This window comes from Bradyrhizobium sp. B117 (assembly GCF_038969555.1).
Taxonomy (GTDB): Bacteria; Pseudomonadota; Alphaproteobacteria; order Rhizobiales; family Xanthobacteraceae; genus Bradyrhizobium.
Map to the genome: position 1 here is coordinate 1,007,802 of NZ_CP152414.1, position 20,675 is coordinate 1,028,476.

Annotated in this window: 25 protein-coding genes; 16 read left to right on the forward strand and 9 right to left on the reverse strand. The window is 65.6% G+C overall.

Features of this window, described 5'->3' with window-relative positions; all coding sequences use genetic code 11:
- Positions 1-204: 204 nt before the first annotated feature.
- The 4 genes from AAFG16_RS04880 (at position 205) to AAFG16_RS04895 (ending at position 2,870) form a co-directional block, all read left to right on the forward strand.
- Complete coding sequence (locus tag AAFG16_RS04880; RefSeq protein ID WP_015688794.1) at positions 205-450, forward strand: acyl carrier protein; 246 nt, start codon at positions 205-207, stop codon at positions 448-450.
- A complete protein-coding gene (locus tag AAFG16_RS04885) occupies positions 437-1,819 on the forward strand; it encodes a fatty acid--CoA ligase family protein (RefSeq protein WP_342737711.1) in 1,383 nt (460 codons plus the stop codon). Before AAFG16_RS04880 ends, AAFG16_RS04885 begins: the two co-directional genes overlap by 14 nt.
- Positions 1,812-2,534 carry an SDR family NAD(P)-dependent oxidoreductase gene (locus AAFG16_RS04890; protein WP_342737713.1) on the forward strand — a complete coding sequence of 241 codons (723 nt, stop codon included), beginning with the start codon at positions 1,812-1,814 and terminating at the stop codon, positions 2,532-2,534. Before AAFG16_RS04885 ends, AAFG16_RS04890 begins: the two co-directional genes overlap by 8 nt.
- A gap of 126 nt (positions 2,535-2,660) precedes the next feature.
- Positions 2,661-2,870 (forward strand): hypothetical protein, encoded by a 210-nt coding sequence (locus AAFG16_RS04895; protein ID WP_283083757.1) that lies wholly within the window; start codon positions 2,661-2,663, stop codon positions 2,868-2,870.
- A gap of 13 nt (positions 2,871-2,883) precedes the next feature.
- On the opposite strand, the gene AAFG16_RS04900 is transcribed toward AAFG16_RS04895, so the two are convergent.
- Positions 2,884-3,270: a hypothetical protein gene (locus tag AAFG16_RS04900; protein WP_342737715.1), complete on the reverse strand. Its 387-nt coding sequence runs from the start codon at positions 3,268-3,270 to the stop codon at positions 2,884-2,886.
- Between the two features lie 210 nt (positions 3,271-3,480).
- On the opposite strand from AAFG16_RS04900, the gene AAFG16_RS04905 reads away from it, so the two are divergent.
- Positions 3,481-4,632: a DUF3095 domain-containing protein gene (locus AAFG16_RS04905; RefSeq protein WP_342737717.1), complete on the forward strand. Its 1,152-nt coding sequence runs from the start codon at positions 3,481-3,483 to the stop codon at positions 4,630-4,632.
- A 96-nt stretch (positions 4,633-4,728) separates the two neighbouring features.
- On the opposite strand, the gene AAFG16_RS04910 is transcribed toward AAFG16_RS04905, so the two are convergent.
- The 3 genes from AAFG16_RS04910 to AAFG16_RS04920 all read right to left on the reverse strand — a co-directional run bounded on the left by AAFG16_RS04910 (position 4,729) and on the right by AAFG16_RS04920 (position 7,263).
- The gene (locus AAFG16_RS04910) at positions 4,729-5,157 is read right to left on the reverse strand and encodes a DUF2147 domain-containing protein (RefSeq protein ID WP_342737719.1); all 429 of its coding nucleotides are present in this window, start codon (positions 5,155-5,157) and stop codon (positions 4,729-4,731) included.
- Between the two features lie 110 nt (positions 5,158-5,267).
- Positions 5,268-6,653, reverse strand: coding sequence for an MATE family efflux transporter (locus AAFG16_RS04915; RefSeq protein WP_342737721.1), 1,386 nt, complete (start codon positions 6,651-6,653; stop codon positions 5,268-5,270).
- 82 nt (positions 6,654-6,735) lie between these two features.
- Positions 6,736-7,263, reverse strand: coding sequence for a GNAT family N-acetyltransferase (locus AAFG16_RS04920; protein ID WP_342737723.1), 528 nt, complete (start codon positions 7,261-7,263; stop codon positions 6,736-6,738).
- Positions 7,264-7,505: 242 nt separating this feature from the next.
- On the opposite strand from AAFG16_RS04920, the gene AAFG16_RS04925 reads away from it, so the two are divergent.
- The 11 genes from AAFG16_RS04925 to AAFG16_RS04975 all read left to right on the forward strand — a co-directional run bounded on the left by AAFG16_RS04925 (position 7,506) and on the right by AAFG16_RS04975 (position 15,664).
- Entirely contained in the window at positions 7,506-8,102 is a 597-nt protein-coding gene (locus AAFG16_RS04925) for a superoxide dismutase (RefSeq protein ID WP_026312923.1), read from the forward strand.
- 267 nt (positions 8,103-8,369) lie between these two features.
- A complete protein-coding gene (locus tag AAFG16_RS04930) occupies positions 8,370-8,981 on the forward strand; it encodes a permease (protein ID WP_283083765.1) in 612 nt (203 codons plus the stop codon).
- Entirely contained in the window at positions 8,978-9,478 is a 501-nt protein-coding gene (locus AAFG16_RS04935; protein ID WP_008138982.1) for a hypothetical protein, read from the forward strand. Before AAFG16_RS04930 ends, AAFG16_RS04935 begins: the two co-directional genes overlap by 4 nt.
- 43 nt (positions 9,479-9,521) lie before the next feature.
- Complete coding sequence (locus tag AAFG16_RS04940; RefSeq protein WP_342737726.1) at positions 9,522-9,764, forward strand: hypothetical protein; 243 nt, start codon at positions 9,522-9,524, stop codon at positions 9,762-9,764.
- Positions 9,765-9,766: 2 nt separating this feature from the next.
- Positions 9,767-10,519, forward strand: coding sequence for an ABC transporter ATP-binding protein (locus tag AAFG16_RS04945; RefSeq protein WP_342737729.1), 753 nt, complete (start codon positions 9,767-9,769; stop codon positions 10,517-10,519).
- 6 nt (positions 10,520-10,525) lie between these two features.
- Positions 10,526-11,395, forward strand: a complete 870-nt coding sequence (locus tag AAFG16_RS04950; protein ID WP_283083768.1) for a metal ABC transporter permease — start codon at positions 10,526-10,528, stop codon at positions 11,393-11,395.
- A 2-nt stretch (positions 11,396-11,397) separates the two neighbouring features.
- Positions 11,398-12,261, forward strand: coding sequence for a zinc ABC transporter substrate-binding protein (locus AAFG16_RS04955; RefSeq protein ID WP_342737731.1), 864 nt, complete (start codon positions 11,398-11,400; stop codon positions 12,259-12,261).
- Positions 12,262-12,315: 54 nt separating this feature from the next.
- On the forward strand, positions 12,316-13,365 hold the full coding sequence (locus tag AAFG16_RS04960; RefSeq protein ID WP_283083770.1) for a GTP-binding protein: 1,050 nt from the start codon (positions 12,316-12,318) through the stop codon (positions 13,363-13,365).
- Positions 13,365-14,384 (forward strand): WD40 repeat domain-containing protein, encoded by a 1,020-nt coding sequence (locus tag AAFG16_RS04965; protein ID WP_342737733.1) that lies wholly within the window; start codon positions 13,365-13,367, stop codon positions 14,382-14,384. Before AAFG16_RS04960 ends, AAFG16_RS04965 begins: the two co-directional genes overlap by 1 nt.
- Positions 14,385-14,513: 129 nt before the next feature.
- The gene (locus AAFG16_RS04970) at positions 14,514-15,230 is read left to right on the forward strand and encodes an MgtC/SapB family protein (protein ID WP_283083772.1); all 717 of its coding nucleotides are present in this window, start codon (positions 14,514-14,516) and stop codon (positions 15,228-15,230) included.
- A 101-nt stretch (positions 15,231-15,331) separates the two neighbouring features.
- Positions 15,332-15,664 carry a hypothetical protein gene (locus tag AAFG16_RS04975; RefSeq protein ID WP_283083773.1) on the forward strand — a complete coding sequence of 111 codons (333 nt, stop codon included), beginning with the start codon at positions 15,332-15,334 and terminating at the stop codon, positions 15,662-15,664.
- A gap of 131 nt (positions 15,665-15,795) precedes the next feature.
- Here AAFG16_RS04975 and AAFG16_RS04980 read toward each other — a convergent pair whose 3' ends face one another.
- From AAFG16_RS04980 to AAFG16_RS05000, 5 genes are all read right to left on the reverse strand, one after another.
- The gene (locus tag AAFG16_RS04980) at positions 15,796-17,238 is read right to left on the reverse strand and encodes a homospermidine synthase (RefSeq protein ID WP_283083774.1); all 1,443 of its coding nucleotides are present in this window, start codon (positions 17,236-17,238) and stop codon (positions 15,796-15,798) included.
- Positions 17,239-17,306: 68 nt separating this feature from the next.
- Positions 17,307-17,696: a RidA family protein gene (locus AAFG16_RS04985; protein WP_342737735.1), complete on the reverse strand. Its 390-nt coding sequence runs from the start codon at positions 17,694-17,696 to the stop codon at positions 17,307-17,309.
- A 150-nt stretch (positions 17,697-17,846) separates the two neighbouring features.
- A complete protein-coding gene (locus AAFG16_RS04990; protein ID WP_342737737.1) occupies positions 17,847-18,434 on the reverse strand; it encodes an N-acetyltransferase in 588 nt (195 codons plus the stop codon).
- Between the two features lie 132 nt (positions 18,435-18,566).
- Positions 18,567-19,709: a type III PLP-dependent enzyme gene (locus AAFG16_RS04995; RefSeq protein ID WP_342737739.1), complete on the reverse strand. Its 1,143-nt coding sequence runs from the start codon at positions 19,707-19,709 to the stop codon at positions 18,567-18,569.
- A gap of 672 nt (positions 19,710-20,381) precedes the next feature.
- Positions 20,382-20,636, reverse strand: coding sequence for a hypothetical protein (locus tag AAFG16_RS05000; protein WP_342737741.1), 255 nt, complete (start codon positions 20,634-20,636; stop codon positions 20,382-20,384).
- Between the last annotated feature and the right edge of the window lie 39 nt (positions 20,637-20,675).

Genomic DNA, 20,675 nt, shown 5'->3' on the forward strand with positions numbered 1-20,675 from the left:
CTCCCCCGCAAGGGGGGAGGGAATGCGGGCAACGTGCTCACATCACGTATTCATCGCAAACCCGCGGAAATCGCCAGATAGGTCCAATTTTATCTGAATTGTCCAAGAAGCCATTTACTTCTGTCGGGTAAACAGAAGGCCATGGGGAGGCGGTCATCAAGAGCCGCCACAACACGAAATATCGATAACAAGAGCGAGCCAGCCATGTCGGTACGGTCCAAGGTCATTGAGGCGATCCAGCAGATCGCCAAAGAGCAGCACGTCACGCTTCCCGCCCTCTCCGACGATCTGTCCCTGCACGAGACGGGCTTCGACTCGCTCGCCTTCGCCATCCTGGTGGCGCGCCTCGAGGACGAGACCGGCGTCGACCCCTTCACCATTTCCGAGGACGCAGCGTTCCCCGCCACCGTGGGTGATTTCGTGCGGGCCTACGAAAATGTCCCCGCGTGAGATCTTTGCGCTCCGCGACCATCTCGGCGCGGAGCTGACCGGCCGCACGCTGTCGGACGCGCACCATGTCGTGTCGCTGACGGATATCCTGTCGCAGACGGTCCTCGGCGGCCGCCTGCGCGAATTGTCCGGCCGTGCCGTCTTGCTGAAATTGTCCGACCAGCTCCGGTCGGGCCTTGCCATGATCGAGCTCGACGGCATCGCCCGTCGCATGCTGCTGTGCCCGCCCGATCTCAACCCGGCGCATCTCGACGCGCTGATCGCCGATGCCGGGATCAATGCCGTCGTCACCGACGAGCCCTATCGCTGGACTGATGCCGGCGTGCCGCTGGTCGTCACCGCGCAATTGCCGCTTCAAGCCACCACGCCTGCCAGGACCGAGCGCGCCACCGAATGGCTGATGCTGACGTCGGGCACCTCGGGCGTGCCGAAAATCGCCGGCCATACGCTGGAAGCACTGACCGGCGCCATCGTCGCCGAAGGTCCCGCGAAGGGGCTCGCTCCGGTATGGGCGACGTTCTACGACATCCGCCGCTATGGCGGACTGCAGATATTCCTCCGCGCCATCCTCTCCGGCGGCTCGATGGTGCTGTCCGATCCGCATGAGGCGCTCGGTGATCACGTCGCGCGGCTGAATGCGTGCGGCGTCTCGCATATCTCCGGCACGCCCTCGCACTGGCGCAAGCTCTTGATGAGCGGCGCGGCCGCGCAGTTCGCCCCGCGCTATGTCCGCCTCTCCGGCGAGATCGCCGACCAGGCGGTGCTCGACGGCCTCAAGGCCGCGTTCCCGAATTCCTCCGTCGGCCATGCCTATGCCTCGACCGAGGCCGGCGTCGGCTTCGCGGTCAATGACGGGCTCGAAGGCTTTCCGGCCGACTATCTCGGCAACCGCAATGGCGTCGAGATGAAGGTCGTGGATGGCTCCTTGCGCATCCGCTCGACGCGCACGGCGCACGCCTATGTCGGGCGCAACGCCGCCGCGCTCACCGATGCCGACGGCTTCGTCGACAGCGGCGACATCGTTGAATTGCGCGGCGACCGCTATTACTTCGTCGGCCGCCGCGGCGGCATCATCAATATCGGTGGCCTGAAGGTCCATCCCGAGGAGATCGAGGCGGTGATCAATCGCCACCCTGATGTCAGGATGTCGCGGGCCAAATCGCGCAAGAGTCCGATTACCGGCGGTATTGTCGTCGCCGACGTGATCCTCACCGAAGGCACCGACCAGGCGCGGGTGAAGGAGACCCGCGACCAGATCCTGGAGCAGTGCCGCGCCCAGCTCGCGTCCCACAAGGTGCCGGCGGTGATCCGCTTCGTCGAGGCGCTCGACGTCACGCCGGCCGGCAAACTGGCGCGCACCGATGCATAATGTCCTCGTCACAGGCGGCAGCCGCGGCATTGGCCTTGCGATCGGCAAGCGCCTCGCCTGTGCCGGCTTCAACGTGATTGCGGCGGCGCGGCGCGAGAGCGACGAGCTCAAGGCGGCGATCGCCGAGTCCGAGGGCCGCCTGCATTTCCGGGCCTGCGACCTCGCCGTGATCGACGCGATTCCCGCTTTCGCAAAGCTCGTGCGCGACGAGTTCGGCCCGATCTTTGGCCTCGTCAACAATGCCGGTCTCGGCACCGAGGGCCTGCTCGCGACCATGCACAATTCGGAGATCGAGGCGCTGGTGCAGCTCAACGTGCTGTCGCCGATCATCCTCACCAAATATGTCGCGCGGCAGATGATGGCCGATGGCGCCGGCCGCATCATCAACATCTCCTCGATCATCGCGACGACAGGCTATAACGGCCTCTCCGTCTACGGCGCGACCAAGGCGGCCGCGACCGGCTTCACCCGCTCGCTCGCGCGCGAGGTCGGCAAGCTCGGCATCACCGTGAATGCGATCGCGCCGGGCTTCATCGACACCGAGCTCACCCACAATCTTTCCGACGAAGGCCGCAAGCGTATCGCCGGCCGCAGCGCATTGCGCCGGTTGCCGGAGACGGACGACGTCGCGCGCATGGTGGAATATCTGCTCGGCGAGGGCGGCCGCAACGTGACCGGCACCGTGTTCACGATCGACGCGGGCAACACAGCGTAAACGGAACCCGTCTGCCGCAATTGCGTTGATCCGGCGCAATGACATTCAGCCGGATTTGGTCGTAAGATGCCCCGCAATCGATTGGGTTACGTCAATCGATCTGCCCTAATCGACAGGGAGCAGTCCATGACCGTGCGAGACATGACCGCTTCAACCCAGGACCGGACCGAGCAATCCGGCGCGAAGCCGGGCGACATTCATTGCCCGCCGATGACGAATCAGAATTCCGGCAGTCACGGCCATGAAATGTATCCGCAGCAATTCGTGCGGCTCGTCGGCTGCCATGACGCCTCGCTCGAGGCCCTGCGCAAGCGCGAGGACGAGAAGCTGCACTAGCGCCTACGGGCGCTCAAGCCCGATGCTTCGGCAGATCAATCCGTTCGTGTGAGAATTCCGGCGGCCCGTCGATGAGGCGACGGATGCGGCGCTCGCGTTCGTCGGCCGCCAAGGCGGGATCGAGCAGCGCTTTGATCTCGTGGACCGCGATCTCCTCGATCCGCGTGGCGTCGGATGCGACCGAGTGCGCCGATGCCGGCGCAGCAGGCGCGATCTTCAGTCCGAGCTCTACCAGCTTGCAGATCGCAGCCGAGCGCGACAAATGATGGGCTTCGGCCCAGGCATCGACAGTTGCCGTCAGCCTTTCCGGCATTTTCACCGCGCTGATTGGGTCAAGCCCCGTGCGTCGCCGCACCGGCGCGTCGGGGTGGCTGCTGCTGAAGTCGGACACCTCGATCATCCCGCGTAGCCCCTGGAGATCCTGCCATCGTAAAGGTTGCCAGGGCCGGCTGTTTGACGTCGATCAATGATCGGCTGCGGCATTGCGGCGCGCTGCGATCTTGTTGTCCGGGCCGGTTTCGGCCAATGATCGAAAGCGGCGCCCGGCGAACCCGGATCGCTTCTGCCTCGTATCTCTCTCGGACGCTTCCCAACCATCCGGCATCAACCGATGACATCAGGCGACTCCTTCTACGGTGGCATTCCGGTCTTCCGCGGCTTCACCAGCCTTATGGACCCCGCGCTCTATGCGCCGCTGCCGGATGACTGGAGCATCGGCGTGGCTGACATCGTGGATTCGACCAAGGCGATCGCGGCGCAGCGCTACAAGGCGGTCAACATGGCCGGTGCCGCCGTGATCGCGGCGGTGACCAATGCGCTTGAGGGACGCGAATTTCCCTTCGTGTTCGGCGGCGACGGCGCGAGCTTTGCGGTCGCGCCTTCGGATCTCGGTGCTGCGCGCGAGGCACTGGCCGCGACCGCGACCTGGGTGCGCGAGGATCTCGACCTCAAGATGCGCGTCGCGCTGGTGCCGGTGAGCGCCATCCGTGCGCAGGGCCTCGACGTGCGCGTCGCGCGTTTCGGTCCGTCGGCGAATTTGTCCTATGCGATGTTCTCCGGCGGCGGGCTCGCCTTCGCCGACGCCGCGATGAAGCGCGGCGAGTTCGCGGTCGCGGAGGCACCGACGGGCACGCAGCCCGATCTCTCCGGCCTGTCCTGCCGCTTCGAGGTGATGCCGGCCGCGCGCGGCCTGATCCTGTCGGTTCTGGTGATGCCGGTGCGCGGCGCCGAGCCGGCGGCTTTCCGCAAGGTGATCGAGGATATCATCCACCTCGTCGAGCGCAGCCCGGATGGCGGCCGTCCCGTGCCGCCACAGGGACCGCCGCTGAAATGGCCACCGCAGGGGCTGGAATTCGAGGCCCGCACCAAGCGCGGCGGTCCGCTGCTGGCGCGCAGGGCTAGCGTGCTGGCCTATACGCTGTTCGTCTATCTGATCATGCGTTTCGACCTCAAGGTCGGCGGCTTCGTGCCCAAGGTCTACAAGCGCCAGGTGGTCGAGAACTCGGACTTCCGCAAATATGACGATGGCCTGCGCATGATCCTCGACTGCACGCCGCAGCTCGAGCGCGCCTTGAGCGAGCGTCTCGCAACCGCCGCCCGCGACGGCATCGTGCGCTACGGCCTCTATCAGCAGGACGCGGCGATGATGACCTGCTTCACGCCGTCGGCGCTGCGCAGCGACCATGTCCACTTCATTGACGGCGCGCGAGGCGGCTACGCCTCGGCGGCGACGGCGCTGAAGGCGATGGTGGCGGCGGGTTAAGGCATGATCCTGAAAAGTGCGAAGCGGTTTTCCGAAAAGATCATGCTCAAACAACAACCTAAAGCGCGATGCGATTCATCCCAATCTCATCGCGCTTTAGCGGCGGGTCCAGGTCTCGCCGCCACAGAGCGCGCCGACGCAGCCTTCGACCCGCAGCGAATCTGCGCCGGTGACCGTGACGCTGCTCGCATAGGTGCTGCCGTCGTCGGCATTGTAGATCTGGCCTGACCATTTGTTCGGCCCTGACGGCTGCATGCCGTTGAACAGCGGCAGGCCGATCATCGGGCGCCTCGCGAGCGCGGGATTGGGGTTCTTGCTGTCGGTGGCGGGCTGGCCGGTCGCGGTGTCCATGGGCTCGCGCAGCCAGACGATGTGGCCGCAGATGCCGCCGCCGCACTTGCTGATCTTCACGCGCGCATCACCCGCCTGGGTGAGCCAGGTCCCGTCGGCGCTCTGCGCGTGGGCGGAAGGCGTGCCGAACAGTGCAGCCAAAATGATGGAAGGAATCGCGAATCTGGTGAGCATGGAGAGAGCCCCGAAAAATGGAGGCGCTTCCATAGCAGCCCGGCAGGATAGTGCAACGCTGGATGGAATCACATTCCCGCGTTTCCCTGCCTGCGCTTAGTCGCCTGCGCTCATTTGCCCCAGCGCGCGAAGGCGACCGAGGCGGCGGTCGAAAGCCCGAACACGACCATGGCGCCGCCGACCAGCGCGAACAGGGTCCAGGCCGGCGCCTGCGCCGTCATCAGGCCGACGCCGCCGATCGCGACGATCAGAAGCCGCGCGGTGGAGGCCAGCACCGGGCCGCCGACGCGTGCCGCGCCCTGCGAGGAGAAATACAGCGACACGCCCATGCCGAAGAACACGAACGCCGGTCCGGCCCAGTGGAAATAGCTGTGGGCGGCGGCGGTGACGCCGGGGTCACGCGTGAACAGTGATACCCACAAGGCGGGATCGAGCGCGACGACGAGGCCGATCAGGCCGACCGTGAGTCCGGAAGCAGCAGCCGCGGTCCAGGCCACCCGCCGCGCGCGCTTGATATGTCCGGCGCCCATGGCCATGCCGACCATCGGCACCGAGGCGATGCCGAAGGCGAAGGTGATCGGGATCAGCAAGAATTCCAGCCGCGAGCCGATGCCGTAGCCGGCCAGCATCTCGGTGCCGAAGGTCGCCAGGATTTTTGTGAAGATCAAAATGGTGAGCACGGTCTGGAGCGGCGACAGGCAGGCCACCGCGCCGACTTTGAGAATGTCCAGGAACATCGCGCGCTCGAACTGGAAGGCGCGAAAATTCAGCGGCAGCCGGCTGCGACCAGACAGGAGATACCAGAGAAAGAAGACCGCGGCGCAGCTGAACGCGAGCAGCTGGCCGCTCGCAACGCCGGGCATGCCGAATTGCGGCACGCCGAACAGGCCGAGGCCCAGCGTGCCGCCGACCGCAATCTGGAGCACGCTCGCGCCGATCAGCGTCATCGAGGGCAGGCGCATGTCGCCGGTGCCGCGGATCACCGAGGCCAGCGTGTTGACGAGCCAGATCGCGATCGCGCCCGAGAACAGCACCTGCGAATAGCCGCAGGCTTCCTCGAGCACGCGCTCGCGCCCACCGAGCAGGGTGAAGAACGAGCGGCCGAAGGCGAGCATCATCGCCGTGAAGAACAGTCCGCCGCAGAGGCCGATGATGGCGGCATGCAGCGCCAGCGTCGCGGCGCGGTCGCGATTCCCGGCGCCGAGCGCGCGGCTGATCGCGGAGGAGACCCCGCCGCCCATCGCGCCCGCGCTCATCATCTGCGTCAGCATCGCGAACGGAAAAACGAGGGCGATGGCGGCGAGCGGGATGGTGCCGAGCCGGCCGATATAGGAGGTCTCGGCGATCGCAACCAGCGTGCTGCCGACCATCGCGATCATGTTGGGGATCGCAAGCCGGAGCAGCGTCGGCAGGATCGGCGCCGTCAGCAGGCTCGCGATGGGGGAGGCGACCGGAGCATGCGGCGGCGCGGCGTCTATCGGGGCGTCGATCGTCATGTCTCACCGGGCGGAATATTGAATGACGAGTGACATATTATAGGGCGCCCGCGCCGGTGCCAGCCCTCCGTTCACGCAGGGCTCACCACGGCAGGCCGCATAGGTCGATGGTGCCGAGCGTCGGCGCGCGGACGATGTCGAAGACGTAGGGCGCCATGTACTCGAAGCGGATCCGCCCCTCCGGCTGCTCGCAATAGACCTCGCCCTTGAAGGGCTGCCATCTGCGGGCCTCGTAGAACGCGAAATTGTGCGGCTCGCAGAACAGGAGCCCGAAGCGGACAGCCTCGTTGGCGCGCATGGTATGGACGGCTGCGTCGATGGCCATGGTGGCATAGCCGCGGCCGCGCCGGTCCTCGCGTGTGCAGACGCCGCCGATGCCGCCGACATGGACCTTCTGTCCGTTCCAGGTGACGGTGCGGAAGTAGACGCCGACGTGGCAGACGATACCGTCCTCGGGCGTCTCGAGCAGCACGCGAAGTTGGGCATTGTCCCATTTGACGTGAGCCCAGGGCTTGCCCGCGATCATCTGCGGTCCCCAGACCGCCTGATGCAGCGGCGCGGCGATCGGCCACGAGGCGTCGCCGTTCAGAATGTCGATCTCGATGCTCATGCCGTCCCTTCACAGCTCCGCTTCGTGGCGCGCTTGTTCTGTCTTAAGCGCCTCAAAGGCAATGATATTTTATGGCGAACCGCAGGCTTGATCGACGGCGGCCCGTTGCGACGAATTGGTGCATTCGGGCGAAGTCACCCCATCACGCGTTTTCGCAAATTCTGAGGTATTTAATGCTGCAGGAACCTTCTATAAGGGGTGACCGTTAGAACTCGTTCCCCACCAGTTGCGGACAAGAAGCCATGACCTTTACGCTGCCCCCACTCCCCTACGCCTATGACGCCCTCGGCCAGTACATGTCGAAGGAGACGCTGGAATATCATCACGACAAGCATCATCAGGCCTACGTCACCAACGGCAACAATGCGCTCAAGGGGACCGAATGGGAAGGCAAGTCCCTTGAAGAGATCGTCAAGGGCTCGTTCGGCAAGAACCCCGCGGTGTTCAACAACGCCGGCCAGCACTACAACCACATCCACTTCTGGAGCTGGATGAAGCCCAACGGCGGCGGCACCAAGCTGCCGGGCAAGCTCGAGAAGAAGATCAACGAAGACCTCGGCGGCTTCGAGAAGTTCAAGACCGACTTCCAGGCGGCCGGCGTCGGCCAGTTCGGCTCCGGCTGGTGCTGGCTCCAGGTCAAGAACGGCAAGCTCGAGATCTCCAAGACCCCGAACGGCGAGAATCCGCTGGTGCACGGCGCCACCCCGATCCTCGGCTGCGACGTCTGGGAGCACTCCTACTACATCGACTATCGCAACCGCCGCCCCGACTATCTCAAGGCGTTCGTGGAAAACCTCGTGAACTGGGAATACGTCGAGTCGCTGTTCGACAAGGCGTAAGCGTCATTCCGGGGCGCGCAAAGCGCGAGCCCGGAATCCATTCGTCCACTCGGGCTGACGCCCGATGGATTCCGGGCTCGACGCTGACGCGCCGCCCCGGAATGACAACAAAGGCGGTCGCATGCGCGGCCGCCTTTTTGCCGTGCGGAATTGCCTGATTGAACCAGTCCTGCGCCGTGCGCGCACGGGTCTGTCATCACACCGTTTGCATCGGGGGAACACCGCCCTTAATCAGGACGGGCATCACCTTCGATCCGACCGAGCCCGTTGTCAGACCCTTCCCCGAAAGACCCGGCGCCTGCCGAGGACGCGGAGTCCGAGCCGCGGCCGGGACGCGTGCGCAAGCCGATCGGCTGGTCGACCATCATCATCGCCGCGCTGGTGGCGGTGAGCGCAGGCCTGGTCTGGCGGCGCGACGGGACGGCCGGCGTTCTCGACATCCTCACCCATGACCTGTCGCTGTTCGGCGGCATCCTGCCTCGGGTGCTGGCGGGCTGCCTGTTAGGGGCCTTCATCTCGGAGATCCTGCCGCACGAGAAGGTCTCGCGCGCGCTCGGGCCGAAATCCGGCCTGATGGGGCTTCTGATCGGCACCGCCTTCGGCGCGATCCTGCCCGGCGGACCCTTCACCGCCTATCCCGTGGCGAGCGCGCTGCTTGCGGTCGGCGCCGATTTCGGCGCCACCATCGCCATGGTCGTGAGCTGGACCCTGATCGGCTACGGCCGGGCGGTCGCCTGGGAGATCCCGATCATGGGCACCGATTTCACGCTGTGGCGGATTTTGATCTCGCTGCCGTTGCCGGTGCTCGCCGGTGCGCTCGGCCGTTTCGTTTATGTCCGGGTCTATCCGAAGCGCGAAAGCGACGAGGACGCGGCATGAGCGCGGCGCTCCTGATCGACATCCTGCTCTGGGGCTCGGTTTTCGGCGTCGGCCTGATCGCCTTCCGCCGCGGCCCTCCGGTGTTCAAGGCCTCGCTGCGCGAGGGCTCGATGGACTTCATCAACATCGTGCCGCGGATCGCGCTCGGCGTGATCGGCTCCGGCTACATCGCCGCCATCATCCCGCAGGAGGTGATTACCGGCTGGCTCGGCCCGGACTCTGGCTGGCTCGGGGTTGCGACCGCGGTGGTCGCCGGCGCCGCGACCCCCGGCGGCCCGGTGATCGGCTTCTCCATCGGGACAGTGGCGCTGAAATCCGGCGGCGGGGTGCCGCAGGTGGTCGCCTATGTCGTCGCCTGGGCCCTGTTTGCCTTCCAGCGGGTGATCTTGTGGGAAATCCCGTTCATGCCGGCCCGTTTCGTCTGGTTCCGCTGCGCCGTCTCTGTGCCGTTTCCCTTCGTGGCGGCCGCCATCGCCATGGTGATCGGCAAGCCCTGAGTGGGCCGTGGACAGGCGTAATGTTATAATATAACGTCGTTGAATGGTTCCCGCCGCGTCCCACGCCCACCATCACGACCATGCTCGTGGGCATTCCCAAGGTCATTCTCATGACCATTCGCATGGGCACGACCACACCCATGCCCATGTCCACAATGCGGCCTCGCCGCATCCGGCCCAGGACGCACCCTGGTCGATCCTTCGCATGACCATGGCCGGGCGCCTTGCGGCCGCATTGGCGGTCTGCGCCGTGCTCTGGGCCATCGTCTTCCTGGCGATGAGGTGATCATGGCGGCGCTGCACTTCCACAACGTCACGCTCGGCTATGACCGCCACCCCGCCGTGCACCATCTCAATGGCGAGGTCGCGCGCGGGGCGCTGGTCGCCGTGATCGGGCCGAACGGCGCCGGCAAGTCGACGCTGCTGCGCGGCATCGTCGGCATCCTGAGGCCGCTCGATGGCAGCATCCATCTCGGCGGGTTAGACGCCCGCGACATCGCCTATCTGCCGCAGAGTGCAGAGATCGACCGCAGCTTCCCGATCTCGGTGTTCGATTTCGTCGGCACCGGACTGTGGCGCGATGCCGGCCTGTTCGGCGGCATCGGCAAGGCCGCGCGCGCCAAGATCCTGCGCGCGATCGGCGCAGTGGGTCTCAGCGGTTTCGAGAACCGCCCGATCGGCACGCTCTCCGGCGGGCAGATGCAGCGCGTGCTGTTCGCGCGCGTGCTGCTCCAGGATGCGCGCCTGATCGTGCTCGATGAGCCCTTCAACGCCATCGACAGCAAAACGACGGCCGATCTGCTCGCGCTGGTGAAGCACTGGCATGGCGAGGGCCGCACTGTGCTCGCCGCGCTGCACGACATGGAGATGGTGCGCACCCATTTCACCGAGACGCTGGTGCTGGCGCGCGGCCCCGTGGCCTGGGGCGCGACGGCGGAGGTGCTGACGCCGGAAAACCTGATGGTCGCGATGCGGATGTGCGAAGCGTTCGATGACAGCGCCGCGGCCTGTGGCGAAGATGGGCGCTCGCAGGCGGCGTGATTCCAGATGGTCTATGACGCGCTGATTGGCCCGTTCACCGAATTCGAGTTCATGCGGCGGGCGCTCGCCGCCGTCATCGCGCTGGCGCTCGCCGGTGCGCCGATCGGCGTGTTCCTGATGCTGCGGCGGATGAGCCTCGTTGGCGATGCCATGGCGCATGCGATCCTGCCTGGCGCCGCCGTCGGCTTCCTGCTCTCGGGCCTCAATCTCTTTGCGATGACGGCCGGCGGCCTAATTGCCGGTTTTGCGGTCGCGATCCTTGCCGGCGTCGTCGCCCGCTCGACCGGGCTGAAGGAAGACGCTTCGCTCGCGACCTTTTATCTCGCCTCGCTCGCGCTCGGCGTCACCATCGTCTCGATCAAGGGCACCAATATCGACCTGCTGCACGTGCTGTTTGGCAACATCCTCGCGATGGACGACCAGACGCTGCTGGTGGTCGCCTTCAACGCCACGGTCACGCTGCTGGTGCTCGCTGTGATCTACCGCCCGCTGGTGATCGAGAGCGTCGATCCACTCTTTCTGCGCACCGTGAGCCGCGCCGGTGGCCCTGCGCATCTCGCCTTCCTCGCGCTCGTCGTGATCAACCTCGTCAACGGCTTTCAGGCGCTCGGCACGCTGCTGGCGGTGGGGCTGATGATCCTACCCGCAGGCATCGCGCGGTTCTGGTCGCGCGATCTGACGGCGATGATGTGCATTGCCGTGATCGCCGCTGCCGTCTCGGGCTATGCCGGCCTCGTGCTGTCGTTCCAGACCCGCGTGCCGTCGGGGCCCGCGATCATCCTGGTGGCGACGGTGTTCTACATCGTCTCCGTGCTGTTCGGCCGCGTCGGCGGCATCGTCAGGCAGATGTTTCCCGGCCGGCATCTGGAGGCGTGACGATGCGCTTTCTTGTACTCACTGCCCTGCTGCTGATCGCTTCGCCGCTGCAGGCCGCGGAGCGGCTCAATGTCGTCGCGAGCTTCTCCATCCTTGCCGACTTCGTCCGCAACGTCGGCGGCGACCGGATCGATCTGACCACGCTGGTCGGCCCCGACAGCGACGTCCACGTCTACACGCCGGCGCCGGGCGATGCGAAACGGATCGCGGCAGCAAAGCTCGTCATCGTCAACGGGCTTGGCCTCGAGGGTTGGCTGCCGCGGCTGGTGCAGTCCGCAGGCAGCAAGGCCCAGGTGGTCACCGCGAGCGCCGGCATCGCGCCGCTGAAACTGGGCTCGGCTGCCGATCCGCATGCCTGGCAATCCGTGCCGAATGCCAAGGTCTACGTGACCGACATCGCCAATGCTTTGGCTGCGGCCGACCCCGATGATGCAGACTTCTTCCGTGCCCAGGCCAAGGCCTATCTGGAAAAGCTCGAAGCCCTCGACCGCGAGGTCCACGAGACCGTCGCCAAAATCCCGCCGGAACGGCGCAAGGTGATCTCCACCCACGACGCCTTCGGCTATTTCGCCGCCGAATACGGCGTCCAGTTCGTGGCTCCCTTGGGCGTCTCCACGGAAACCGAGCCCAGCGCGCGGGACATCGCGGCCATCATCGGCCAGATCAAGGCCCAAAAGATACCGGCCGTTTTCCTGGAAAATATCAGCGATGATCGCCTGATCCGGCGGATCGCGGCCGAGACCGGGGCGAAGGTCGGCGGGACCCTGATTTCGGACGGTTTGACCGGCGAAAAGGGGCCTGCACCCACTTACATTGACATGGTCAGGCACAATATAAAGGCCCTGACCAGCGCGCTTGACCATTAGGGCAGGGGCCACCCCGCCTCGCGTCGCGCGAAAAAGCCCGAAGCCGGAGTTGTTATGTCTGAAGCGACCTCCCAGAAAATTCCCGTGACCGTCCTGACCGGCTATCTCGGTGCGGGCAAGACCACGCTGCTCAACCGCATCCTGTCGGAGAACCACGGCAAGAAATACGCCGTCATCGTCAACGAATTCGGCGAGATCGGCATCGACAACGACCTCATCATCGGCGCCGACGAGGAAGTGTTCGAGATGAACAACGGCTGCATCTGCTGCACCGTGCGCGGCGACCTCGTACGCATCATGGACGGCCTGATGAAGCGCAAGGGCAAGTTCGACGCCATCATCGTCGAGACCACCGGCCTTGCCGATCCGGCGCCGGTCGCGCAGACCTTCTTCGTCGACGAGGACGTGCAGAAGAACGCCCGCCTCGACGCGGTCGTCACGGTCGCCGACGCCAAATGGCTGTCCGATCGCCTGAAGGACGCGCCCGAGGCCAAGAACCAGATCGCGTTCGCCGACGTCATCGTGCTGAACAAGACCGATCTCGTCAACAAGGGCGAGCTCGCCGAGGTCGAGGCCCGCATCCGCGGCATCAACCCCTATGCGAAGCTGCATCGTACCGAGCGCTGCTCGGTGGCGCTGGCCGACGTGCTCGATCGCGGCGCGTTCGATCTCGACCGCATTCTCGACATCGAGCCGGACTTTTTGGAGGCCGATGATCATGACCACGACCATGATCATCACCACCATCACGGCCACGATCATCACCACCATGATCACGGCCACGGCCTGAAGCATTATCACGACGAGGACATGCAGTCGCTCTCGCTGAAGACCGACAAGCCGCTCGATCCGAATGTGTTCATGCCCTGGCTGCAGAACCTGGTGCAGGTCGAGGGCGGCAAGATCCTGCGCTCGAAGGGCATCCTCGCCTTCCACGACGATGACGACCGCTACGTCTTCCAGGGCGTCCACATGATGCTGGAGGGCAACCACCAGCGGAAGTGGAAGGAGGGCGAGCCGCGCGAGAGCCGCCTCGTCTTCATCGGCCGCGAATTGCCTGAAGAGGCGATCCGCAAGGGTTTCGAGAGCTGCATCGTCTCGTGATGAAAGAGTTTTCACCGGCCCCCGATTCCGCTTCGATCGTCTCCGTCACCGACCGCGTCAAGCAGGTCGCACTCGGGATGGCCGTGACCTCGGTGCATTTCCTCGGGCCCCGCGCTGCCTTCGTTGGCGGTGAGGAGAATGTCGCGTTCGTCGACGCCAAGGGCGAGGTCACCACCGTTGCCGTGCACAGCGGCGGCATTCTTTCGACCGCCTCCGACGGCAAGCGCCTCGTGATGGGCGGCGACGACGGCAAGGTCGTCGCGCTCGACGCCAAGGGCGAGGTGACGCTGCTCGCGACCGATGCGAAGCGTCGCTGGATCGATGCGGTGGCAGTGCATCCCGACGGCGCTTTCGCCTGGTCGGCCGGCAAGACGGCTACCGTCAAGAGCGGCAAGGCCGAGGAGAAGTCGCTCGAGGTGCCCTCGACCGTCGGCGGTCTCGCGTTTGCGCCAAAAGGCCTGCGGCTCGCGATCGCGCATTACAACGGCGCCACGCTGTGGTTTCCCAACATGGAAGGATCGGCCGAATTCCTGCCCTGGGCCGGCTCGCATCTCGGCGTCATCTTCAGCCCGGACAACAAGTTCCTGGTCACCAGCATGCACGAGGCGGCACTGCATGGCTGGCGGCTCGCCGACAACAGGCACATGCGCATGACCGGCTATCCCGGGCGCGTCCGCTCGATGTCCTGGAGCGCGGGCGGCAAGGGGCTCGCGACCTCCGGCGCCGACACCGTCATCATCTGGCCATTCGCCAGCAAGGACGGCCCGATGGGCAAGGAGCCCGCGATGCTGGCGCCGCTCCAGGCCCGCGTCTCGGTTGTCGCCTGTCATCCGAAGAACGACATCCTCGCCGCCGGCTACAGCGACGGCACCGTGCTGATGGTGCGTCTGGAAGACGGCGCCGAGATCCTGGTCCGCCGCAACGGCACGCCGCCCGTGTCCGCCCTCGCCTGGAATGCCAAGGGCACCCTGCTGGCGTTTGCGGATGAAAGTGGGGATGGCGGTCTGCTGGAGCTTTAATCTGTCATGGTTCCCGCCGTATAGCGGTAGGGTGGGCAAAGGCGCTCTTGCGCCGTGCCCACGATCTTTTTCCTTTGACGGGAGCCGTGGGCACGCTTCGCTTTGCCCACCCTACTGCAGCTGACATTCATGCGGTTTCTGACGACCTTCCAGCTTGCCGACTTCGCCGACACGCTGGTCAGCCTGACCACGGCCTTCGTGCTGGGCACGCTGATCGGCGCCGAGCGGCAGTATCGCCAACGCACCGCGGGCCTGCGCACCAACGTGCTGGTCGCGGTGGGCGCGGCCGCCTTCGTCGATCTCGCCATGCACCTGGACGGCGCGGACGGCGGAGTGCGGGTGATCGCCTATGTCGTCTCCGGCATCGGCTTTCTCGGTGCCGGCGTCATCATGAAACAGGGCATGGACGTGCGCGGGCTCAATACCGCCGCGACGCTGTGGGCCTCGGCCGCCGTCGGCTCCTGCGCGGGCGCCGACATGGTCGCGCAGGCCGCCGCCCTGACCGTGTTCGTCATCGCCGGCAACACGCTGCTGCGCCCGCTGGTCAACGCCATCAACCGCATCCCGCTGAACGAGAAGGCGCTGGAGGCGACCTATTACTTCAAGCTCGCGGTCGCGACCGACGCGCTGCCCGACATGCGCGACCGCCTCGTCGACAAGCTCGAATCCGCGAAATATCCGGTGGCCGATGTCGAGGTGGCCGAGATCGGCGAGGACAATCTGGAGATCGTCGCAAAGCTGGTGGCCACCGCGGTCGACCCGAACGAGCTGAATGCGGTGGCGACCGATCTCCAGCACTTGCCGGGCGTGCGTCACGCCACCTGGGAAGTCAGCACGACGGAGTGAACGCGGCGCTTTGGCGCACAGGAGATAGGTTCCCGCTCATTCGGTCCCGGAACCGGCGCGCCCCAGTTTCGTTGATCCCGCGGACAAACGCGGTGATCGATATGGCCGGCCCAAACGATAAGCGCAGACTGAAACTCGACCTGACAATCGCCGGTTCGCTGTTCGCAGCAGGCGTCGTGGTGTCGGTCATGTCACTGGCGCAAATCCGCGCCGAAAGCCGGATGCAGACGGCGCAGGCGACTCAGCCGCTCCAGGGCACGCCATCCGACGAACAGAGCAAGACGCCCGCGGAGGCGAAGCCTGGCGGCGACCGGCCGACCACGCCGGCCCCCGAGCCGGCGCGCCCCGATCCGCAGACGCAGGGCGCGGCGACCAAGCCGGCCTTGCCGCCGGCACCGGCCGAGAAGATCGCCCCGCCGATTGAGAAGAAGTAGGTCTCTCTGTCATTCCGGGGCGCGCGAAGCGCGAGCCCGGAATCCATTCATCCGCACACTCTGTCGCCCGATGGATTCCGGGCTCGACGCTGCGCGTCGCCCCGGAATGACGGGCGGAGAGAGGTCGCGCGTCACCGCACCAGGATGTTCCTAAACTGCCAGGGATCGCTGGTGTCGATGTCCTCCGGGAACAGTCCCGGGCGATCCGTCAGCGGCGTCCAGTCGGTGTAAAAACCCTTCACCGGGCCAAGATACGGCAGCTGGATTTCGAGCAGGCGGTCGAAATCCATCTCGTCGGCCTCGACGATGCCTTCGTTCGGGTTCTCCAGCGCCCACACCATGCCGCCGAGCACGGCGGAGGTCACCTGCAGGCCGGTGGCGTTCTGATAGGGCGCAAGGGCGCGGGTCTCTTCGATCGAGAGCTGCGAGCCGTACCAATAGGCATTGTTGTCATGGCCGAACAGCAGCACACCGAGCTCGTCGATGCCGTCGACGATCTCGTTCTCGTCTAGGATGTGGTGCTTCTCCTGCATCTTGGCGGCGCGGCCGAACATCTCGTGCAGCGACAGCACGGCATCGTCGGCCGGATGATAGGCGTAGTGGCAGGTCGGCCGGTAGATCGCCTTGCCCGAGGCGTCGCGCACCGTGAAGTAATCGGAGATCGAGATCGACTCGTTGTGGGTGACGAGGAAGCCATACTGCGCGCCGCGGGTCGGACACCAGGTGCGCACGCGCGTGTTGGCGCCGGGCTGCATCAGGTAGATGGCAGCACCGCAGCCGGCCTCGTGGGTCCGCGCATTCTCCGGCATCCATTTCTCGTGGGTGCCCCAGCCGAGCTCGGAAGGCTGCACGCCTTCCGACAGGAAACCTTCCACCGACCAGGTGTTGACGAAGACATCAGGCTCTTTCGGCTTCTTCGAGCGCTGGGTGTCGCGTTCGGCGATGTGGATGCCCTTGATGCCGGCCTGGCGCATCAGGTCCGCCCATTCGGCCTTGGTCTTGGGCCGGGGCGCATTGAGCTTCAGATCGGCGGCGACGTTGAGCAGCGCCTGCTTGACGAAGAAGGAGACCATGCCGGGATTGGCGCCGCAGCAGGAGACGGCCGTGGTCGAGCCCGCGGGGCGCGCCCGCTTGGCGGCCAGCGTCACTTCGCGCAGGGCATAGTTGGAGCGCGCTTCCGGGCCCTTCGACGCATCGAAATAGAAGCCGAGCCAGGGCTCGTTGACGGTGTCGATGTAGAGCGCGCCGAGCTCGTTGCAGAGCTCCATGATGTCGGTCGAGCCGGTATCGACCGAGAGGTTGACGCAAAAGCCCTGGCCGCCGCCTTCGGTCAACAGCGGGGTCAGCAGCTCGCGATAATTGTCCTTGGTCACGGCCTTCTGGATGAAGCGTACATTCTGCTTCTCGCAATGCGCCTTGCGGCCCTCGTCCTTCGGGTCGATCACGGTGACGCGCGACTTGTCATAGTCGAGATGCCGCTCGATCATCGGCAACGTGCCTTTGCCAATGGAGCCGAAGCCGACCATGACGATGGGACCGGTGATCTTCGCGTAGATCTGCGAGGGGTGGCTCATGGGATGGTTTCTCCGGAACGTGCTAGCGGACAAAAGGTGAGGGGGTGGATCAGGCGCTGCGGCACTTGTCAGATGCTGCGGCGCTTGGCGGTGACTTCGATTTCGACCTTCATCTCGGGCTTGGCGAGGGCGGTGACGACCAGCAACGTCGCCGCCGGCCTGATGCCGCCGAGAACCTCGCCGCAGACGGCGAAGTGGGCGTCGATGGTGCTCGCGTCGGTGACGTAGTAGGTCGCACGGACGATATCGGCCATCTCGAATCCGCCCTCCTTCAGGGCGGCTTCGATGGTCTTGAAGCAGTTGCGTGACTGGCTCGTGACATCGGCCGGCATCGTCATCGTCGTGTAATCGTAGCCGGTGGTTCCCGCGACGAAGGCGAAATCGCCGTCGATCACGGCGCGGCTGTAGCCGACGGTCTTCTCGAGCGGGGAGCCGGTGGAGATCAGGCGACGGGACATGTTTGGACCTCGACTGAAAGGGGTGTTTCGCGGGGGTTAAAAGGCGTTTCCGGCGCCTGCGCAACCCCAAAGGGCTTAGGATTGGCGCAGGCGCGGCCGGGCGTTGCCGCAGGATGCTGCGGCTTCGGTCTTCGCTATGAAAGCGATCCCTTAGGCCGCGTGGGCGTGGAGGGCGCGAACCGCCCTCCGTTTAGGCAGGGCCGCGCCGGTCGGGACGATCATCCCTTCGGCGCCATCGAGCGCACCGTCGGTGAGCTCGATCGCCAGCAGGCGGTCGCGTTCGAACGGGCCGGGCAGCGACAGCGCGCCGGTCTTCTCGGCCGAGAAGCCGAAGCGGGCGTAGTAGGGGCCATCGCCGAGCAGGATCACGGCGGCGTGCCCGCGCGCCCGGGCGGCGGCCAGCGCTTGATGCATCAGCGCGGCGCCGATCCCGAGCTCGCGGCAGGCAGGGTCAACCGCCAGCGGTCCAAGGACCAGGGCGGGCCTGCCTCCGGCGCTGACGTGCCACAAGCGCACGGTTCCCACGAGTGTCCCCTCGCGCACGGCCGACAGGGCAAGGCCTGCGGCAGGTACGCGCCCGTCGCGGAGGCGCTGGCAGGTGCGGCCATGGCGGTTCTCGCCAAAGCACGCATCGAGCAACGCTTCACGCATCGCGACGTCGGCAGCACGTTCCGCACGGATCGCGAACGGAGCGGCTTTCGAAGTGAGGGCGACTTGTGGCTTCCGAGGAGCAGTCATGGCGCGTCAGTCCCCGCTTGAGCCGACGCGCGTGCAGCACGCCGGTCCAAGACGTCGTCAGAAATCGAAGATGTCAGGGAGGAGCCGGCAAGCCGGCTCCCGGGTTCGTCAGGCCTCAGACAGAGAGGCGGATCAGATGTGGTACGTCTTGAGCGGCGGGATGCCGTTGAACGCCACCGCCGAGTAGGTCGACGTATAGGCCCCGGTGCCTTCGATCAGCAGCTTGTCGCCGATCTCGAGCGTGACCGGGAGCGGATACGGGCTCTTCTCGTACAGCACGTCGGCGCTGTCGCAGGTGGGACCTGCGAGCACGCACGGGGTCATGTCCGCGCCGTCATGCGGGGTGCGGATGGCGTAGCGGATCGACTCGTCCATGGTCTCGGCGAGACCGCCGAACTTGCCGATGTCCAGGTACACCCAGCGCACCTCGTCCTCGTCGCTCTTCTTCGAGATGAGCACGACCTCGGACTCGATGATGCCGGCGTTGCCCACCATGCCGCGGCCCGGCTCGATGATGGTCTCCGGAATCTGGTTGCCGAAGTGCTTGCGCAGCGCGCGGAAGATCGAGCGGCCGTAGGTCACGACCGGCGGCACGTCCTTCAGGTACTTGGTCGGGAAGCCGCCGCCCATGTTGACCATGGAGAGGTTGATGCCGCGCTCGGCGCAGTCGCGGAACACCTGCGAGGCCATCGCCAGCGCACGATCCCACGCCTTCACCTTGCGCTGCTGCGAGCCGACATGGAAGGAGATGCCGCACGGCTCCAGGCCCAGGCGCTTGGCGACGTCGAGCACGTCGACGGCCATCTCCGGGTCGCAGCCGAACTTGCGCGACAGCGGCCACTCGGCGCCGGCGCAGTCATAGAGGATGCGGCAGAACACCTTCGCGCCGGGAGCGGCACGGGCGACCTTCTCGACCTCGGCGGCGCAGTCCACCGCGAACAGGCGAATGCCGAGCGCGAAGGCGCGCGCGATGTCGCGCTCCTTCTTGATCGTGTTGCCGAAGGAGATGCGATCGGGCGTCGCACCTGCGGCCAGCGCCATCTCGATCTCGGCGACCGTCGCGGTGTCGAAGCAAGAGCCCATGGAGGCGAGCAGGGACAGCACTTCCGGCGCCGGGTTCGCCTTGACGGCGTAGAACACGCGGCTGTCGGGCAGCGCCTTGGCGAAGCTCTGGTAATTGTCGCGCACGACCTCGAGGTCGACGACGAGGCACGGCTCGGTGTCGAGACCTTCCTTGCGGCGGTTGCGCAGGAATTCCTGGATACGTTCGGTCATGGCACTCTCCAACGGTCCCAGCGACGGGATCCGCATCAACGTGACGTCGGATAAGAGTGCTTCGGCCACATCGCGCGATGGAGGCGCGTTGAGGCCAAAAAACTCAAACCAGACTGTGCTGCCGTGGATTGGTTGGGAGAGTCTCCCGCCCGCTCACCTGGCAATGAAGGACAAGCCTTTTCAGTAGCCCGCGCCGGCGTTGGAATGCCGGTAGAGACCAAAAAAGCCCGATCCGTCGTTGCTTTAAGTCGCGTCCCCCGTTGAGAGCGGGGTGCGCCGGTTCGCCTCCGGCTGCCAGTCACGGTTGCAAAAAGTGAAGTCACCTTCGACAAGGCATCTCTTGAGAGAGATGCTGGGCTCCGGGTTTGCTTCGGTCGTTCGACTTTTCAGTCTTCGACTTCCGCACTTCCGAAGAGCCCCTCGGCTTCTTCACCCCTTGGCGGCTGTCCGGCCTCTTGTCCGGATACCTACCGACTGACACACGACCACAGGCACGTGCGAAATTGGGCAAGACCGCAAATAAGCGTTTTGACTCTGGTTCGCAAGAATTTTTTTAGGCTGCGGACAGAATTGCCTAACATCTGCTTGCGCAGTGTTGCGCGAGCGACGCGGAAGATGAACGTGCGTTAAGTTTTCTGTGTCGTGTGCGTGTTGCCTACGCGCGTGTGCGCGTCAGTGGCGCTTGGTGAAGGGCTCGACGCGCTGAGCTGCGCGGATGAACGCGGTCATCACGAGCACGCCGAGTGCGAACAGCACGGCCTGAAGGATGTGCGTGCCCTGGTCGCCGAGACCGAACAGGATCGCGAGCGCCCAGCCACCGGCAAAGGCCGCGCCGAACACCTCCGCGCCGATCAGGATCGCGGCGCTGATGACGGTGATGACGCTGGGCCAGACGATCTGGCGGGAGGACGAGGAAGGCGCGTTCATGAACTCTGGGATCCCAAGGCTTCGAGGGCCGCAATCTCC

What these genes read in the sequence shown, in the direction of transcription:
- AAFG16_RS04880 (WP_015688794.1), top strand. Translation starts at nt 205, where the DNA reads ATGTCGGTACGGTCCAAGGTCATTGAGGCGATCCAGCAGATCGCCAAA.
- AAFG16_RS04885 (WP_342737711.1), top strand. Translation starts at nt 437, where the DNA reads ATGTCCCCGCGTGAGATCTTTGCGCTCCGCGACCATCTCGGCGCGGAG.
- AAFG16_RS04890 (WP_342737713.1), top strand. Translation starts at nt 1,812, where the DNA reads ATGCATAATGTCCTCGTCACAGGCGGCAGCCGCGGCATTGGCCTTGCG.
- AAFG16_RS04895 (WP_283083757.1), top strand. Translation starts at nt 2,661, where the DNA reads ATGACCGTGCGAGACATGACCGCTTCAACCCAGGACCGGACCGAGCAA.
- AAFG16_RS04900 (WP_342737715.1), bottom strand. Translation starts at nt 3,270, where the DNA reads ATGATCGAGGTGTCCGACTTCAGCAGCAGCCACCCCGACGCGCCGGTG.
- AAFG16_RS04905 (WP_342737717.1), top strand. Translation starts at nt 3,481, where the DNA reads ATGACATCAGGCGACTCCTTCTACGGTGGCATTCCGGTCTTCCGCGGC.
- AAFG16_RS04910 (WP_342737719.1), bottom strand. Translation starts at nt 5,157, where the DNA reads ATGCTCACCAGATTCGCGATTCCTTCCATCATTTTGGCTGCACTGTTC.
- AAFG16_RS04915 (WP_342737721.1), bottom strand. Translation starts at nt 6,653, where the DNA reads ATGACGATCGACGCCCCGATAGACGCCGCGCCGCCGCATGCTCCGGTC.
- AAFG16_RS04920 (WP_342737723.1), bottom strand. Translation starts at nt 7,263, where the DNA reads ATGAGCATCGAGATCGACATTCTGAACGGCGACGCCTCGTGGCCGATC.
- AAFG16_RS04925 (WP_026312923.1), top strand. Translation starts at nt 7,506, where the DNA reads ATGACCTTTACGCTGCCCCCACTCCCCTACGCCTATGACGCCCTCGGC.
- AAFG16_RS04935 (WP_008138982.1), top strand. Translation starts at nt 8,978, where the DNA reads ATGAGCGCGGCGCTCCTGATCGACATCCTGCTCTGGGGCTCGGTTTTC.
- AAFG16_RS04940 (WP_342737726.1), top strand. Translation starts at nt 9,522, where the DNA reads ATGGTTCCCGCCGCGTCCCACGCCCACCATCACGACCATGCTCGTGGG.
- AAFG16_RS04945 (WP_342737729.1), top strand. Translation starts at nt 9,767, where the DNA reads ATGGCGGCGCTGCACTTCCACAACGTCACGCTCGGCTATGACCGCCAC.
- AAFG16_RS04950 (WP_283083768.1), top strand. Translation starts at nt 10,526, where the DNA reads ATGGTCTATGACGCGCTGATTGGCCCGTTCACCGAATTCGAGTTCATG.
- AAFG16_RS04955 (WP_342737731.1), top strand. Translation starts at nt 11,398, where the DNA reads ATGCGCTTTCTTGTACTCACTGCCCTGCTGCTGATCGCTTCGCCGCTG.
- AAFG16_RS04960 (WP_283083770.1), top strand. Translation starts at nt 12,316, where the DNA reads ATGTCTGAAGCGACCTCCCAGAAAATTCCCGTGACCGTCCTGACCGGC.
- AAFG16_RS04965 (WP_342737733.1), top strand. Translation starts at nt 13,365, where the DNA reads ATGAAAGAGTTTTCACCGGCCCCCGATTCCGCTTCGATCGTCTCCGTC.
- AAFG16_RS04970 (WP_283083772.1), top strand. Translation starts at nt 14,514, where the DNA reads ATGCGGTTTCTGACGACCTTCCAGCTTGCCGACTTCGCCGACACGCTG.
- AAFG16_RS04975 (WP_283083773.1), top strand. Translation starts at nt 15,332, where the DNA reads ATGGCCGGCCCAAACGATAAGCGCAGACTGAAACTCGACCTGACAATC.
- AAFG16_RS04980 (WP_283083774.1), bottom strand. Translation starts at nt 17,238, where the DNA reads ATGAGCCACCCCTCGCAGATCTACGCGAAGATCACCGGTCCCATCGTC.
- AAFG16_RS04985 (WP_342737735.1), bottom strand. Translation starts at nt 17,696, where the DNA reads ATGTCCCGTCGCCTGATCTCCACCGGCTCCCCGCTCGAGAAGACCGTC.
- AAFG16_RS04990 (WP_342737737.1), bottom strand. Translation starts at nt 18,434, where the DNA reads ATGACTGCTCCTCGGAAGCCACAAGTCGCCCTCACTTCGAAAGCCGCT.
- AAFG16_RS04995 (WP_342737739.1), bottom strand. Translation starts at nt 19,709, where the DNA reads ATGACCGAACGTATCCAGGAATTCCTGCGCAACCGCCGCAAGGAAGGT.
- AAFG16_RS05000 (WP_342737741.1), bottom strand. Translation starts at nt 20,636, where the DNA reads ATGAACGCGCCTTCCTCGTCCTCCCGCCAGATCGTCTGGCCCAGCGTC.